This window comes from Nocardia sp. NPDC050175, from assembly GCF_044459885.1.
Taxonomy (GTDB): Bacteria; Actinomycetota; Actinomycetes; order Mycobacteriales; family Mycobacteriaceae; genus Nocardia.
This window is the reverse complement of sequence record NZ_JBITJI010000009.1, coordinates 258052-273337: the sequence shown is the minus strand read 5'-3', so window position 1 is coordinate 273337 and position 15286 is coordinate 258052. Positions and strand designations below refer to the sequence as shown.

General features: G+C 66.8%; 16 protein-coding genes. 11 read left to right on the top strand and 5 right to left on the bottom strand.

Annotation, left to right across the window (positions count from 1 at the left end; all coding sequences use genetic code 11):
• Positions 1-26 precede the first annotated feature (26 nt).
• The 3 genes from ACIBK2_RS29900 to ACIBK2_RS29890 form a co-directional block, all read right to left on the bottom strand.
• Positions 27-452, bottom strand: coding sequence for a PPOX class F420-dependent oxidoreductase (locus tag ACIBK2_RS29900; protein ID WP_396971890.1), 426 nt, complete (start codon positions 450-452; stop codon positions 27-29).
• 69 nt (positions 453-521) lie between these two features.
• Positions 522-1139 (bottom strand): response regulator transcription factor, encoded by a 618-nt coding sequence (locus ACIBK2_RS29895; RefSeq protein WP_364723167.1) that lies wholly within the window; start codon positions 1137-1139, stop codon positions 522-524.
• Positions 1136-2323 (bottom strand): sensor histidine kinase, encoded by a 1188-nt coding sequence (locus tag ACIBK2_RS29890; protein WP_396971888.1) that lies wholly within the window; start codon positions 2321-2323, stop codon positions 1136-1138. Before ACIBK2_RS29890 ends, ACIBK2_RS29895 begins: the two co-directional genes overlap by 4 nt.
• A 130-nt stretch (positions 2324-2453) precedes the next feature.
• Here ACIBK2_RS29890 and ACIBK2_RS29885 point away from each other — a divergent pair, with 130 nt between their 5' ends.
• From ACIBK2_RS29885 to ACIBK2_RS29870, 4 genes are all read left to right on the top strand, one after another.
• Positions 2454-3512, top strand: a complete 1059-nt coding sequence (locus ACIBK2_RS29885) for an ABC transporter permease (RefSeq protein WP_396971886.1) — start codon at positions 2454-2456, stop codon at positions 3510-3512.
• A 33-nt stretch (positions 3513-3545) separates the two neighbouring features.
• The gene (locus tag ACIBK2_RS29880; RefSeq protein WP_396971883.1) at positions 3546-4286 is read left to right on the top strand and encodes an ABC transporter ATP-binding protein; all 741 of its coding nucleotides are present in this window, start codon (positions 3546-3548) and stop codon (positions 4284-4286) included.
• A gap of 142 nt (positions 4287-4428) precedes the next feature.
• Positions 4429-4905 carry a hypothetical protein gene (locus ACIBK2_RS29875; RefSeq protein ID WP_396971882.1) on the top strand — a complete coding sequence of 159 codons (477 nt, stop codon included), beginning with the start codon at positions 4429-4431 and terminating at the stop codon, positions 4903-4905.
• On the top strand, positions 4893-5180 hold the full coding sequence (locus tag ACIBK2_RS29870; protein ID WP_396971880.1) for a hypothetical protein: 288 nt from the start codon (positions 4893-4895) through the stop codon (positions 5178-5180). The genes ACIBK2_RS29875 and ACIBK2_RS29870 overlap by 13 nt, the downstream gene beginning before the upstream one ends.
• 21 nt (positions 5181-5201) lie before the next feature.
• Here ACIBK2_RS29870 and ACIBK2_RS29865 read toward each other — a convergent pair whose 3' ends face one another.
• On the bottom strand, positions 5202-6137 hold the full coding sequence (locus tag ACIBK2_RS29865; protein ID WP_396971878.1) for a LysR family transcriptional regulator: 936 nt from the start codon (positions 6135-6137) through the stop codon (positions 5202-5204).
• Between the two features lie 140 nt (positions 6138-6277).
• Here ACIBK2_RS29865 and ACIBK2_RS29860 point away from each other — a divergent pair, with 140 nt between their 5' ends.
• Positions 6278-7660 carry an MFS transporter gene (locus ACIBK2_RS29860; RefSeq protein WP_396971875.1) on the top strand — a complete coding sequence of 461 codons (1383 nt, stop codon included), beginning with the start codon at positions 6278-6280 and terminating at the stop codon, positions 7658-7660.
• Positions 7657-8403, top strand: a complete 747-nt coding sequence (locus ACIBK2_RS29855) for a 3-hydroxybutyrate dehydrogenase (RefSeq protein ID WP_396971873.1) — start codon at positions 7657-7659, stop codon at positions 8401-8403. The genes ACIBK2_RS29860 and ACIBK2_RS29855 overlap by 4 nt, the downstream gene beginning before the upstream one ends.
• Positions 8404-8411: 8 nt before the next feature.
• Here the strand turns inward: ACIBK2_RS29855 and ACIBK2_RS29850 are convergent, their stop codons facing one another.
• On the bottom strand, positions 8412-9005 hold the full coding sequence (locus tag ACIBK2_RS29850; protein ID WP_396971871.1) for a TetR/AcrR family transcriptional regulator: 594 nt from the start codon (positions 9003-9005) through the stop codon (positions 8412-8414).
• Between the two features lie 144 nt (positions 9006-9149).
• On the opposite strand from ACIBK2_RS29850, the gene ACIBK2_RS29845 reads away from it, so the two are divergent.
• Genes ACIBK2_RS29845 through ACIBK2_RS29825 form a run of 5 tightly spaced genes read left to right on the top strand, consistent with a single transcriptional unit; the run spans position 9150 to position 15256 of the window.
• Positions 9150-10748 carry a carboxyl transferase domain-containing protein gene (locus ACIBK2_RS29845; RefSeq protein ID WP_396971869.1) on the top strand — a complete coding sequence of 533 codons (1599 nt, stop codon included), beginning with the start codon at positions 9150-9152 and terminating at the stop codon, positions 10746-10748.
• Positions 10749-10753: 5 nt separating this feature from the next.
• On the top strand, positions 10754-12793 hold the full coding sequence (locus tag ACIBK2_RS29840) for an acetyl/propionyl/methylcrotonyl-CoA carboxylase subunit alpha (protein ID WP_396971868.1): 2040 nt from the start codon (positions 10754-10756) through the stop codon (positions 12791-12793).
• Positions 12790-13950 carry an acyl-CoA dehydrogenase family protein gene (locus tag ACIBK2_RS29835; RefSeq protein WP_396971867.1) on the top strand — a complete coding sequence of 387 codons (1161 nt, stop codon included), beginning with the start codon at positions 12790-12792 and terminating at the stop codon, positions 13948-13950. The genes ACIBK2_RS29840 and ACIBK2_RS29835 overlap by 4 nt, the downstream gene beginning before the upstream one ends.
• Positions 13947-14447 (top strand): MaoC family dehydratase, encoded by a 501-nt coding sequence (locus tag ACIBK2_RS29830; RefSeq protein WP_396971865.1) that lies wholly within the window; start codon positions 13947-13949, stop codon positions 14445-14447. Before ACIBK2_RS29835 ends, ACIBK2_RS29830 begins: the two co-directional genes overlap by 4 nt.
• Entirely contained in the window at positions 14444-15256 is an 813-nt protein-coding gene (locus ACIBK2_RS29825) for an HpcH/HpaI aldolase/citrate lyase family protein (protein WP_396971863.1), read from the top strand. The genes ACIBK2_RS29830 and ACIBK2_RS29825 overlap by 4 nt, the downstream gene beginning before the upstream one ends.
• Positions 15257-15286: the final 30 nt, after the last annotated feature.

Sequence of the window (15286 nt, the reverse complement as noted above, 5' to 3'; positions counted from 1 at the left end):
CGGGTGAGTGTAAAACGCTGGTCGGGTCAGGCCGTCGCGTCGAAGTGCGCGAGGACCTTGGTCGGCCGCAGGCGGACGACGAGTTCGCCGGGCACGCCATTGCGCTTGCCGAATTCCTCGGCCCGGTCGGCACCCATGTACCGCCCGCCGATCTCGGTGGCCGTGCGGACCAGTTCTTCCGGATCCTCGGACAGGGTCACGGTGCCCTGCAACTGCACCGACGGGTACGGCGCCGCCTCGACGTCGACGATCACCGCGATGCGGCCGTCGCGGGCGAACGCCTTGCCCTTGGCGGTGTTCTTGCCGGTGTTGAAAACCAGTTCGTCACCTTCGAGTACGAACCACACCGGGGTCACCACCGGCCGTCCGTCGGCGGCGACAAAGGCCACCTTGCCCGTCCGCGTACCTTCGGAGAGGAACTCGCGCACCTGAGGATCCGAGAGAGAGGCCATTGCTTCACCCTAGGGGCATGCAGGCAGTCGAACGGGGCAGCCGCGGGCGCATGTCGCGGTCTTCGTCGCTCAGATCGCACCTTGCTCACGGGCGCGGGCGACGGCCGAGGTGCGGGAGCGGACACCGAGTTTCGCGTAGATGTGCACCAGGTGGGATTTGACGGTGGTCTCGCTGAGGAACAGCTCCTTGGCGATCTCACGATTGGAGCGGCCGTCGGCGACCAGCCGCAGCACCTCGATTTCGCGGGCGCTCAAGGTGGTGTCGGCGCGGCGCACCCTGGTCATCAGCTTCGAGGCGACCGCGGGCGACAGCACGCTCTCCCCCGCCGCGGCGGAGCGGACGGCGGCGAGCAGTTCGGTGGGCGGGGTGTCCTTCAGGATGTAGCCGCAGGCGCCCGCTTCGATGGCGCCGAGGATGTCGGCGTCGGTGTCGTAGTTGGTGACCACCAAGACATTCGGCGGTTGCGGGAGGGCGCGCAGCTCGGCGGTGGCGTCCGCGCCGGAGCGGCCGGGACCGAAGCTCAGGTCCATCAGCACCAGATCGACCGGGGTGGTCGCGCAGAACGCGACGGCCGCCTCGCCGGTGGGCACGTCGCCGACGACGGTGATGTCGTCGCCGCCGTCGAGCAGCGCGCGCAGGCCGGCGCGGACGATGGCGTGGTCGTCGGCCAGCAGCAGGCGGATCATGCGTGCTCTCCCGAATCCGGTTCCGGTGCAGCGGGTTCGAGTGGGAAGGAGACGGTGACCGCGGTGTGGCCCGGTTCCGATTCCACCGCCATGGTGCCGCCCTGCTGCTCCACGCGCGACCGCATGGCGGCGAGACCGAACGAGCCGGACGGTGCGTGGTCGAGGACGTCGGGTTCTATCCCGATGCCGTCGTCCACCACGTCGAGCAAAACCTCGGCGTCGGCGTAGGTCAGCGTCAGGCGCATTCGGTCGGCCTTTGCGTGCTGCACCACATTCGAGACCGCGCCCTGCGCGATGCGCACCAGCGCTGCCTCGATCGGCATCGGTAACCGCTCGGGGGTTCCCTCGACCACCAGTTGGGTGGCGAGGCCGGGGGCGTTGGCGCGTAAGGAGATTCGTTCCAGCGCTTGGGCGAGCGATTGGCCGTCGAGTGCGGCCGGGGCCAATTCGGCGATGAGCCTTCGGGTTTCGGCAAGATTCTCCGCAGCCGTCTCCCTGGCCAACTGAATCCGTTGCAGCGCAGGATGATCCGGTGCGGACTGTTCCGCGGCATGCAGCAGCAGCTGGATGCTGCTCAAGCCCTGGGCGACGGTGTCGTGGATCTCCTGCGCCAGTCGTTCGCGTTCGGACAACTTGCCTGCCGTGCGCTCCTGGTCCGCGAGTATCGCTCGGGTGCTGAGTAATTCGTCGATCAGCCGCTGTCGTTCAGCGGATTCGCGGAACAGCGCCTGGTAGCCCAGGCCGATGCCGACCGCGACCGCCGCGCCGAACATCGGGCCGATCGCGCCCGCCACCGACCAGCCGCGGTGCACCCCGAAGCCGATCACCGCGATCGCCGTGGCCGCCGCTACCGCGACCATGTTCCACGGGCGCGGGAGCAGATGCAGGTAGAGGAAGAACAGGCCGAAGGCCAGATAACCGGCGTCCGGAGCGAGCAGGACCAGGCCGAGCCACCAGGCCGTCAGGGCGATCAACCAGATCGCGATCCCGCCGCGACGCCCGCTCAACACATGCCCGGCGAAGTACGTCGCCAGGAAGCCCACCGTCAACGCCACGACCGGGATCGGATGCGGCGCACCGGGCAGCAGCGCACGCACGGCGATCACCACCGCCAACGCCGTCACCAGCACATGCAGACCGAGCCGCAGCGCGGTGAAGACCGGGGTGAGCGGGGACGAGTGCACCCTGCCAGCTTATGTGCGGCTACTCGGGCGGCATCCATCGAAAGGTGTAAACCGCCACCCACCCTTCGATGGTGCGCCTTTCCTTCCCGCGCGCGATGGCCGACGGCGCGGCGCGCGGAACAGTGAAGGCATGTTCGTCGCACTCCGAGATCTGCGCGCCGCCCGCGGCCGCTTCCTGCTCATCACCCTGGTCGTCACCCTGGTGGCGCTGCTGGTGAGCTTCCTCAGCGGGCTCACCGCCGGGCTCGCGCACCAGAACATCTCGGCCGTCGAATCGTTCCCCGGCGACACCATCGTCTTCGCCGACACCGGCGCCGCCCCCTCCTTCGACGCCTCGACGCTGACCGCGGAACAGGTCGCCGCATGGCAGGCGGCGGCGGGCCCGAACGGCACCGTCGACCCGATCGGCATCAGCCACGGCAAGGTCGATCCCAGCGGCCGGGCCTCGGTGCAGGTCGCCTTCTTCGGCACCACCGGAACAGCATTCGGCAACCGCTCCGCAACCGAGAACGGCAGCGTGGTGCTCAGCACCGGCGCGGCCAACGACCTCGGCGCCGCCGCAGGCGACTCCGTCACCATCAGCGGCCGCACCTTCACCGTTGCAGCGGTACGCGGCGACGACTGGTACAGCCACACACCGGTGGTCTGGACGACCCTGGCCGACTGGCAGTCGATGAGCCCGCGCTCCGGTGCGGCCACCGTGCTCGCGGTCTCCGGCGTCGCCGACCGAACAGCGGTGAACGCCACCGCCCACACGCAGACAACCGATCCATCCGGCGCACTATCCGCACTCAGTGCCTACAAGGCCGAGAACGGCTCCCTGACCCTGATGACCGTGCTGCTGTTCGCCATCTCGGCACTGGTGATCGGCGCCTTCTTCACCGTGTGGACCGTCCAGCGCATGCCCGACATCGCCACCCTCAAAGCCCTCGGCGCCACCTCCGGCTCTCTGGTCCGCGACGCCCTTACCCAAGCCGCCATAGTGCTGACCGCCGGCGTCGCCGTCGGCCTCGGAATCACCGTCGCCGCAGCCGCTTTCATGGGCGACGCCCTCCCCTTCGTCCTGACCCCCGCCACCACGCTGCTCCCCGCCATAGCCCTGATCGCACTCGGCCTGATAGGCGCCGCCTTCGCCCTCCGCTTCCTCTTCACCACCGACCCCCTGACCGCACTCGGCGCCGCACGCTGACCCATCAGCATTGAGCCACTGGAGTTTTCGAGTATGACCACCGCGATCCGCACCAGCACCGCCCTCACCGTCGACAACGTAACCCTCACCTACCCCGATGGCACAGGCCGACTCACCGCGCTGGACCGAGTAAGCCTCCGCGTCACCGGCGGCACCATCGCCGCCATCACCGGCCCCTCCGGCTCGGGCAAATCCAGCCTCCTAGCCGTAGCCGCCACCCTCATCCACCCCGACTCGGGCCACATAACTCTCGAAACTCCCACCGGCACCACCGATCTCGCCACCGTAGGCCGCCGCGAAGCCGCCGCCCTCCGCCGCTCCTCCATCGGCATCGTCTTCCAGCAGTCGAACTTGATCCCCGCCCTCACAGCCCTCGAACAACTCGAAGTGATGTCCCACCTCGGCCAGCACTTGCATGTCTCGACTCAACAGCGCCGCGAAACCCGCACCAGGGCAATAGAACTCCTCGACGCCGTCGGCCTGGCCGACCAGAAGTCCAAACGCCCCGCCCATCTCTCCGGCGGCCAACGCCAACGCGTCAACATCGCCCGAGCCCTCATGAACAACCCCGCTCTACTCGTCATCGACGAGCCAACCAGCGCCCTCGACACCGAACGAGGCTCCGCCATCATCGATCTCATCCTCACCATCGCCCACGACCACAACACCGCGACGCTCCTGGTAACCCACGACCGCACCCATCTCCACCGCATGGACGCCGTCTACACCATGACCGACGGCCACCTCGCCCAAATCGCATCCGCAACTCCGTAGCGCTCAAGCTACAAATCAACGAAAAGTGGAACGTTCCAACATGATTCGTTCCAACGCCAGCGCGAACATAGGCTTGTTTTCTGTCGTTGGCAACTGATAGCGTCCCTGCACGCCCAGCAACCCCGAGTTCACACTCAAACCCTTGGTGCTGAGCCCTGCCGATATCCCCGTGGTCTCCGACTCAGAGACCGCGGAAGCCAACCCCGAGCTTGCGGTCCTCTCCGCCATCGCGCACGGCGACGATCCCGAAAGCGAAACCATCCTGACCGTTCTGGCCACTCACGTACTCGCCGCGCCACACGGCAAGATGTACATTGACCAGGTAACGGGCCTCTTGCCCGAGGCCGCCCGACACTTCTTGGAGAGCCTCATGACCGCCGGCTACGAGTACCAAAATGAGCTCATCCGAACCTACTTCTTCGAAGGCGAAGCCAAGGGAGAGGCCAAGGGAGAGGCCAAGTCGCTCCTGAAGGTCCTCCGCAAACGCGGATTCGAAATCTCAGACGCCCTCGCTGCTCGAGTTGAAGGACACACCGACACCGAACAGCTCGACGTCTGGCTGGACCGCGCCGTAGATGCCGACTCCCTCGACGAGGTATTCGGCGAATGGAACGCCTGACCCGCACCCGGGACGATCTTGTCCACTACGTGTCAATCACTGAGGAATGCCCGTACCGAAGCATCGTCGCCAGGATGTACTACTTCGAGGGTATGGCTGATGGCATGATCCTTGAAGTGCGCTGGGCACTGCAGAGAGCCCTCGACGACGCGGGATTGATCGTGCCGTGGTCGCTCGACTCGCGGATTGACAACTGCTGGGACCTCGAGCTGCTCAACTCGTGGATCGACCGCGTTGCTACCGCCAAGAAGGTAGAGGAGATCTTCAGCGAATAAGTGGCAGTCTCGTCGCACAACTCACTCGATATTGTGCTGATTGCCGAGTAGGGCGTTTCGTTCGCGGTGAACCTTTGCACGGAGGGCGTCTACGAAGGCGGCTACCTCGGGGCGGCGGAGGGTTTCCGAGCGAGCGACTAGCCAGTAGGCGAGTTGGACGGAGACCTTGCCGGGGAGGATTCGGGTCAGATCAGGATGGCGGTCGGCCATGAAGCAGGGCAGTAAGCCGATGCCTGCGGCGGCTCGGGTTGCCTCGAGATGCACGAAAACGTTTGTGGAGGTTACGGATTCGCGCATGGCAGGGACGAAGCTGGAGGCCAAGTCGAGGTCGTCGACCTGGAGCATGGAGTCGATGAAGTAGACGAGTGGGTGGGCGGCCAGTTCGTTGATTGTTGTTGGAGTCCCGCGTTCGGCTAGATAGTCGCGGCTGCCGTAGAGGCCTAAGCAGTAGTCGGCGAGGCGGATTGCGGTGGCGCGATGAACTTGGGGTTCGCCGACTACCACTTCTAGGTCCAAACCGGAGCGTTGGTTGGAGGCTCTTCTGGTGGTGGCGACTATTTCGACGGTGATCTTGGGGTGTTGGCGTTGGACTTCGGCGGCGGCGGGGGCGGCGAGGTAGGCGCTGAAGCCGTCAGTGGCCGAAATGCGTACTACGCCTTCGAGGACTCGGCTGCCGCTCGCGTCGGCGGCGAGGGATTTGACAGCCGATTCGACCAGTTCGGCGGCGGCCAGTGCTTCCCTGCCGAGTTCGGTGAGTTCCCAACCGCCTGCGGCGCGGGTCAGTACGCGGCCGCCGAGGGAGTGTTCGAGCGCGGCGATGCGGCGGGAGATGGTGGTGTGGTTGATGCCGAGCTCCTCGGCCGCGGAGACGAAACGGCCCGATCGGCCGACTGCCAGCAGAACAAGGAGGTCGTCCGCGCTCGGCCGGCGGTTCACCCCCGATGACACCGCGCTCATATCTGCATACTCGCAGATACCTACTGCACATCTGGTCATTGCGGACAAACCCATCTGCACTAATACTTCGTTGCAGCCGAGATTTGTGGGGGCCATCACATCTACACCCTGATGTGACCCCTGGCACGAAGGAGAGTTCGATGAGCGTGCGCAGTGCTTTGTGGCCGAGTGACCCGGATGGGGTGCCGACCGGCTTGAGACGGGTGGTAGCCGCATCGATGGCGGGCACGGTCGTCGAATGGTACGAGTTCTTCCTCTACGGCACCGCCGCGACGCTGGTGTTCAGCAAGGTGTTCTTCGCCAAGGACACCAGCGACCTGGACGCGATCCTCGCCGCCTTCGTCACCTACGCGGTCGGCTTCGCGGCTCGCCCCCTGGGCGGTGTCGTCTTCGGGCATTTCGGCGACAAGTACGGACGCAAGAAGCTGCTGCAATTCAGTCTGATCCTGGTGGGTGCCTCGACGTTCCTGATGGGTTGTCTGCCGACGTTCGGTCAGATCGGCTACTGGGCGCCCGCGCTGCTGGTGGTGCTGCGCTTCATCCAGGGCTTCGCGGTCGGCGGTGAATGGGGTGGCGCGGTTCTCCTTGTGGCCGAACACAGTCCGACCCGCAGTCGCGGTTTCTGGGCGAGCTGGCCGCAGGCCGGGGTACCGATGGGGAACCTGCTGGCGACGGTCGTGCTGCTCGTGCTGACCAGTTGGTTGTCGGACGCGGCCTTCCTCAGTTGGGGTTGGCGCGTGGCCTTCTGGCTGTCCGCGGTGGTCGTACTCGTCGGCTACTACATCCGCACGAAGGTCACCGACGCGCCCATTTTCGTTGCCGCACAACAGGAAGTGGAGCAGATCAAGGCGACCTCACTGAGTGTCGTCGAGGTGCTCAAGCGCTACCCCCGCGGCGTCATCACCGCCATGGGACTGCGTTTCGGTGAGAACATCCTGTACTACCTGGTGGTCACCTTCACCATCACGTATCTCAAGGTGCAGGTGCACGTCAACACCCAGGTCATCCTCTGGTGGCTGCTCGCCGCGCACGCCGTGCATTTCATGACGATCCCACTGGTCGGGCGGCTCTCCGACCGCTTCGGCAGGCGACCGATCTACCTGATCGGCGCGCTCACCGCGGGCACCTGGGGCTTCTTCGCCTTCCCGATGATGGACAGCGGGCACAACGCGATCATCCTGTTCGCCATCATCATCGGCCTGGTATTCCACGCGTTCATGTACGCGGGCCAGCCCGCGATCATGGCGGAGATGTTCCCGACCCGCATGCGGTATTCCGGTGTGTCCCTGGGCTATCAGGTCACCTCGATCGTGGCGGGCTCGCTCGCGCCGATCATCGCCGTGCGCCTGCTCAACACCTACAAGTCCGCGGTACCCATCGCGATCTACCTGGCCATCGCCGCGGCGGTCACCGTGGTCGCCGTCTTCTTCGCCCGTGAAACGAAAGGTCTGGACTTGGAAACAGTCGACCTGGCCGATGCCGAATACCTGGCCGGTAAGCCCGCCACGGTGGCCGCCAAATGAGCGACCTCACCGGCCGTTCCGCCCTGATCACCGGCGGCGCCAGCGGTATCGGCGCCGCCTGCGCACGGACCCTCGCCGCCCGCGGTGCGCTGGTCACCATTGCCGATATCGACGAGGTCGGCGCCAAGGCGCTGGCCCGCGAACTCGACGGAAGGTCGTGGGCGGTAGATCTTCTCGACGTCGAGGCACTGGAAAAGCTCGACCTCGAAGCGGACATTCTGGTGAACAACGCAGGGGTGCAAAGCATCAGCCCGATCGAGGACTTCGCCCCACAACAGTTCCGCACCCTGCTCACCCTGATGGTCGAAGCGCCGTTCCTGCTCATCCGGGCGGCCCTGCCGCACATGTACCAGCAGGGCTTCGGCCGGATCATCAATATCTCGTCGGTGCACGGGATTCGGGCGTCGGAGTACAAGTCCGCCTACGTGACGGCCAAGCACGGCCTGGAGGGCCTGTCCAAGGTCACCGCACTGGAGGGCGGCAGGCACGGCGTCACCAGCAACTGCGTCAGTCCCGGCTACGTCCGAACTCCGTTGGTGGACAAGCAGATCGCCGACCAGGCCAAGGCACACAACATCGCCGAGCAAGAGGTGCTGGAGAAGATCCTGCTCACCGAGAGCGCGATCAAGCGCCTGGTCGAGCCGGAAGAGGTTGCCTCACTGGTCGGTTGGCTCGCCTCGGCCGACGCGGGCATGGTGACCGGCGCCTCCTACACCATGGACGGTGGGTGGAGCGCTCGATGACCGAGCGCTCATCCCAAGGCCGACAGTGCCATTCGGCGCAGGATCGGCCTGGCGCGCACGGCGGTCGCCGTGCTCGCGCTGTGCGGGGTGGAGTTGATCAGCCCGAAGGCGGCGTGGGCCTGGACCCGCGCCGTCTCCTCGGGTAGCCCGGGATGCAGTTCGCGCAGTACCGTGACCCAGATTTCCACGTATTGCCGCTGGGTACGGCGCAGCTCCCGCCGGGCGGTGGTTGGCACGTTCTCCAGATCGCGGTCCTGGATCCGGATCAGATCCGGGTCGCCGAGCGCGAAGTCCAGGTGGAAGTCGACGAGACCGTCCAGCGCCTCCGCCGCGGTCGTGGTGCGCGCGACCACCGCCTTGCCGCCGTCGAGCAGCCGCTGGCTGACGCCGACGAGCAGTTCCACCAGCAACGCTTCCTTGTTCGGGAAATGGCGGTAGACCGCAGGTCCGCTGATGCCGACGGCCGCACCGAGGTCGTCGAGGCGCATGCCGAGGAAGCCGCGGTCGGCAATGAGCCGAGCACCGGCATCGAGAAGCTGTTCCCGCCGCTGCGCCTTCAGCTGTTCACGGCGGGTGAGCGTGCCGTGGTCAGTGCTGGTCACACGCGCTCCTTTCGCCCTACCTGGACATCTCGGTTAACCAAGATTAACCTGGATTCCAGTTATCGGCGACTAACTGGCCCGCCCGTCGCCCGACCACCACCCCTCATCGAGTCGCTCCGCGACGCTGACCCCGAGGATCAAGTGATGACCGTTACTGAACAGGCCGTCGACAACCAAGTCGCCCACAAGGCACTGGTAGACGACCTGAGCGCTCGGCTTGCCACAGCCGCGCTCGGCGGATCCGAGAAGGCGCGGGACCGCCACGTGGCGCGCGGCAAGCTGCTGCCGCGCCAGCGGGTGGACCAACTGCTCGACCCCGGCAGCCCCTTTCTCGAACTCTCCCCACTCGCCGCGACCGGGATGTACGGCGACGAATCCCCCGGCGCAGGCATCATCACCGGAATCGGGCGGGTGTCCGGCCGCGAGTGCGTGATCGTGGCCAACGACGCCACCGTCAAGGGCGGCACCTACTACCCGATGACGGTGAAGAAGCATCTGCGCGCCCAGGAGATCGCGCTGCAGAACCAGCTGCCGTGTGTCTATCTCGTCGATTCTGGCGGCGCCTACCTGCCCGAGCAGGACGAGGTGTTCCCCGACCGCGAACACTTCGGGCGCATCTTCTACAACCAGGCGACCATGAGCGCCAAGGGAATTCCGCAGATCGCCGCGGTGCTCGGCTCCTGCACCGCGGGCGGCGCGTATGTGCCCGCGATGAGCGACGAGGCGGTGATCGTGCGCAACCAGGGCACCATCTTCCTCGGCGGCCCGCCGCTGGTGAAGGCGGCGACCGGCGAGGTGGTCACCGCGGAGGAGCTCGGCGGCGGCGAACTGCATTCGCGCACTTCGGGTGTCACCGATCATCTGGCCGAGGACGATCAGGACGCGCTGCGCATCGTGCGCCGCATCGTCGCGACCCTCGGCCCGCGCCCGGCGAGCCCGTGGGCGGTGCTGCCGACGGTGGCGCCCGCCGCGCCCGAGGCGGAGTTGTACGACGTGGTGCCGGTCGACCTGCGCACCCCGTACGACGTCCGCGAGGTGATCCATCGCCTCGTCGACGGTGATCCGAACGGGGACAGCGCCTTCCACGAGTTCAAGGCCGAGTACGGCAAGACCCTGGTCACCGGTTTCGCGCATATCCACGGCCACCCGGTCGGCATCGTCGCCAACAACGGCGTGCTGTTCAGCGAATCCGCCATGAAGGGCGCGCATTTCATCGAGCTGTGCGACAAGCGCAAGATCCCGCTGCTGTTCCTGCAGAACATCACCGGGTTCATGGTCGGCCGCGACTACGAGGCGGGCGGCATCGCCAAGCACGGCGCGAAGATGGTCACCGCGGTGGCCTGCGCACGGGTGCCGAAGCTGACCGTGGTGATCGGCGGTTCATACGGCGCGGGCAACTACTCGATGTGCGGGCGCGCGTATTCGCCACGCTTCCTGTGGATGTGGCCCAATGCCAGGATCTCGGTGATGGGCGGCGAGCAGGCGGCCTCGGTCCTGTCGACGGTGCGCGGCGATCAGCTCGACAGCTCGGGACAGCCGTGGTCGGCCGAAGACGAGGAGGCGTTCAAGGCGCCGATCCGTGACCAGTACGAGAGTCAGGGCAACCCCTACTACTCGACGGCTCGCCTGTGGGACGACGGCGTCATCGATCCCGCGGACACGAGAACCCTACTCGGACTTGCCCTTTCGGTGTGCGCGCAAGCGCCGCTCGAACCCGTTTCCTACGGCGTCTTCCGGATGTGAGTGTGATGCTGAACAAATCTCATCCCGTCGGATTCGACACCATCCTCGTCGCCAATCGTGGCGAGATCGCGGTGCGTGTCATCCGTACGTTGCGCGCCATGGGGATTCGCTCGGTGGCGGTCTACAGCGACGCCGACGTGGACGCCAGGCACGTACACGAGGCCGACACCGCTGTGCGGCTCGGTCTGGCGCCCGCGCGCGAAAGTTACCTCGCCATCGACAAAGTGGTGGCCGCCGCCGTGCGCACCGGCGCGCAAGCCGTCCATCCCGGCTACGGATTCCTTTCCGAGAACGCCGCTTTCGCCGCGGCACTCGCGGACGCGGGCATCGTCTTCCTCGGCCCGCCCGTCCGCGCGATCGAGGTGATGGGCGACAAGATCGCGGCGAAGAACACCGTCTCCGCCTTCAATGTCCCGGTCGTGCCCGGTATCGCCAGGCCGGGTCTGACCGACGCCGACCTGATCGACGCGGCCCGCGAGGTCGGCTACCCGGTGCTGGTCAAGCCGTCGGCCGGCGGTGGCGGCAAGGGCATGCGGCTGGTCGAGGATCCCACCAAGCTGCCGGACGCGCTGCTCAGCGCGCGCCGCGAGGCCGCCGCCGCGTTCGGTGACGACACCCTGTTCCTGGAACGCTTCGTCACCCGCCCGCGGCACATCGAGGTGCAGGTGCTGGCCGACCAGTTCGGCAACGTGCTGCACCTCGGCGAACGCGAATGCAGCCTGCAACGCAGGCATCAGAAGGTGATCGAGGAGGCGCCGTCCCCGCTGCTCGACGCCGCGACGCGGGCCAGGATCGGCGCCGCCGCCTGCAACACCGCGCGCAGTGTCGACTACGTCGGCGCGGGCACGGTCGAGTTCATCGTCTCCGCCGACCGGCCGGACGAGTTCTTCTTCATGGAGATGAATACCCGGCTGCAGGTGGAACATCCGGTGACCGAGCTGGTCACCGGCATCGACCTGGTGGAGTCCCAGGTCCGGGTCGCGGCCGGGCAGAAGCTCGCGGTGGAGCAGGCCGAGATCCGGATGATCGGGCACGCCATCGAGGCCAGGGTGTACGCCGAGGATCCCGGTCGCGGGTTCCTGCCCACCGGCGGCACGGTGCTCGACCTGTCCGAGCCCGAAGGCGTTGGGGTCCGGGTGGATTCGGGCTTGCGCGTCGGCACTGTGGTCGGCAGCGATTACGACCCGATGCTGTCGAAGGTCATCGCGCACGGTGCCGATCGGACCGCGGCGATCGCGAAACTCGATCGGGCACTGGGCGATACGGTACTACTCGGGGTGACCAGCAATATCGAGTTCCTCCGCTTCCTGCTCGCCGACCCGAATGTCGCGGCGGGACATCTGGATACCGGACTGCTGGATCGCCGAGTCGCCGACTTCCACCCCGCCCCGGTCGGCGACGAACTGTTCCTGGCGGCCGCCACCTACCGCTGGCTGCGACGCTGGCCGACGGCACTGGCCGATCCCTGGCACGTCCCCTCCGGCTGGCGCATCGGCAACGCCGCTCCGACCGCTATCCGGCTGGCCGGGGGCGACCGGATCGAGCACGTCTACCTCACCGGCACCCCCACCGACGCGACGGCCCGCATCGACGAGGGCGAATCCAGTTCGATCACAGCGACTTTCGATGACAACCTGCTGTCACTGACACTGAACGGCATCCGTCGCGAATACCGGATCGCCGAACACGACGGACAACTGTGGCTGGCCGGACCATCCGGCATCGCGATGCTGCGCGAGGTCGCCGAGGCCAGCGTGCGCGGCACCACCGAACATGTCGGCGACGCCGAAATCAAGAGCCCCATGCCGGGTTCGGTGATCGCGGTGCAGGCCGACACCGGCAGCACCGTCGCCGCGGGTGCCCCGGTCGTCATCGTGGAGGCGATGAAGATGGAACACTCACTCACCGCGCCGATCGCCGGAACCGTCGAAATACTGGTGACGCCGGGCACCCAGGTGCGCCTCGATCAAGTACTTGCCCGCATTACCGCGACGCCTGTCGCCGAAACGCCCGATACCGCCGAGCGAGAAGGAAACCCAGCATGACCGACTTCCTGTCCACCGGCGCACTGCCGCAGGAGTACCGCGACCTGGCCATGACGGTCCGGGATTTCGCGCGGACGGTGGTCGCGCCGGTGGCCGCCGAGCACGACGCGAAGCACACCTTCCCGTACGAGGTGGTCGCGGGCATGGCCGACATGGGCCTGTTCGGCCTGCCGTTCCCCGAGGAGTACGGCGGCATGGGCGGCGACTACTTCGCGCTGTGCCTGGCGCTCGAGGAGCTCGGCAAGATCGATCAGAGCGTGGCCATCACCCTGGAGGCCGGCGTCTCGCTCGGCGCGATGCCGATCTACCGCTACGGCAACGACAAGCAGAAGCAGGAATGGTTGCCGCAGTTGACCAGTGGGCGATCCCTGGCCGCGTTCGGGCTCACCGAACCCGGCGCGGGCAGCGACGCGGGCGGCACCAAGACCACCGCGATCGTCGACAGCGGCGACTGGGTGATCAACGGCAGCAAGCAGTTCATCACCAACTCCGGCACCGACATCACCACGTTGGTCACGGTGACGGCGGTGACCGGCCAGAACGGTGGCAAGAAGGAGATCTCCACCATCCTGGTGCCCACCGACACCCCGGGCTTCGTCGCCGAACCCGCCTACAACAAGGTCGGTTGGAACGCCTCGGACACCCATCCGCTGAGCTTCACCGACGTCCGAGTGCCGGAGGAGAACCTGCTCGGCGAGCGGGGCCGCGGCTACGCGAACTTCCTGCGCATCCTGGACGAGGGCCGCATCGCCATCGCGGCGCTCGCGGTCGGCGCCGCGCAGGGCTGCGTCGACGAGAGCGTGCGCTACGCCAAGGAGCGCGAAGCGTTCGGCCAGGTCATCGGCCGTAATCAGGCCATCGCCTTCAAGATCGGCCGGATGGAGGCGCGGGCGCACACGGCCCGCACCGCCTACTATGACGCCGCGGCGCTGATGCTGGCGGGCAAGCCGTTCAAGAAGCAGGCGTCCATCGCCAAACTGGTGGCCAGCGAGGCGGCGATGGACAATTCCCGCGACGCCACCCAGATCTTCGGCGGCTACGGCTTCATGAACGAATACCCGGTGGCCCGGCACTACCGGGACAGCAAGATCCTCGAAATCGGTGAGGGCACAACGGAAGTGCAGTTGATGCTGATCGGACGGGAGCTCGGACTGTGACTGACACCGAGAACTTGCGCCGAGTCGTGCAGACCGGCATGTGGTTCGAGGAACTCGAAACCGACGTGCTGTACGAGCACCGGCCGGGCCGCACCATGACCGAGACCGACAACGTGCTGTTCAGCACGCTGACCATGAATCCGCAAGGGCTGCACATCGATGCGGCCTACAGCGAGGCCCAGGAGCCGTTCCATCAGCGCCTGGTCAACTCGCTGTTCACCCTCGGCACCATGGTCGGCCTCGCGGTGGCGCACCTGACCCAGGGCACCACCGTCGCCAATCTCGGCTTCTCCGAGGTGAAGTTCCCGGCCCCGCTGTTCCACGGCGACACCGTCTACGCCGAAACCGTCGTGCTGGACAAGCGGGTGTCGAAGAGCAGGCCGGGCGAGGGCATCGTGACCTTCCGCCACACCGCGCGCAACCAGCACGGCACGATCGTCGCGGTCGCGGTGCGCAACGCGATGATTCGCCTGCGACCCGAATCCGGTCAGCCGTGACGTGGGAGATGCCGGGCCCGGCCTGGCTGTTCTGCCCGGCGGATCGACCGGAACGCTACGAAAAGGCCGCCGCGGCAGCCGATGTGGTGATCCTCGACCTCGAGGACGGCGTCGCCGCCGACGACAAGGCGGCGGCGCGCAAGGCCCTCGTAGCGACTCCGCTGGATCCCGAGCGCACGGTGGTCCGGGTCAATGCCGCAGGCACCGACGAGCACGCGCTCGATCTGGCCGCGCTGGCCGAAACCCGGTATCGGCGCGTCATGCTGCCGAAATGTGAATCGGCCGAACAGATTACGATGCTGGCCGAGTACGAGGTGATCGCGCTGATCGAGTCGCCGCTCGGCGCGCTCACGGTCAGCGACGCGATGAGGGCTGGCAACGCGATCGGCGTGATGTGGGGCGCCGAGGACCTCGTCGCCGGGCTCGGCGGCAAGTCGAGCAGGCACGCCGACGGCAGCTATCGCGATGTCGCACGCCATGTCCGGTCCACCTCGCTGCTCGCGGCCAAGGCGTACGGAAAGTTCGCGCTCGACTCGGTGTATCTCGACATCCGCGACCTCGACGGCCTACGGGCCGAGGCACTGGACGCGGTCGCCGTCGGATTCGACGCGAAGGTCGCCATCCATCCCAGCCAGGTAGCCGTCCTGCGCACGGCCTACGCGCCGTCGGCGGACGAGATCGACTGGGCCAGCAGGGTACTCGACGAAGTACCGAAGCATCGTGGCGTGTTCGCCTTCGAGGGCCGCATGGTCGACGCCCCCGTGCTGCGGCATGCCGAGCAGATCGTGCGGCGCGCAGCGCGCGCCTGACCACCAGTTCGAACAGCCAGGAGGAACGCG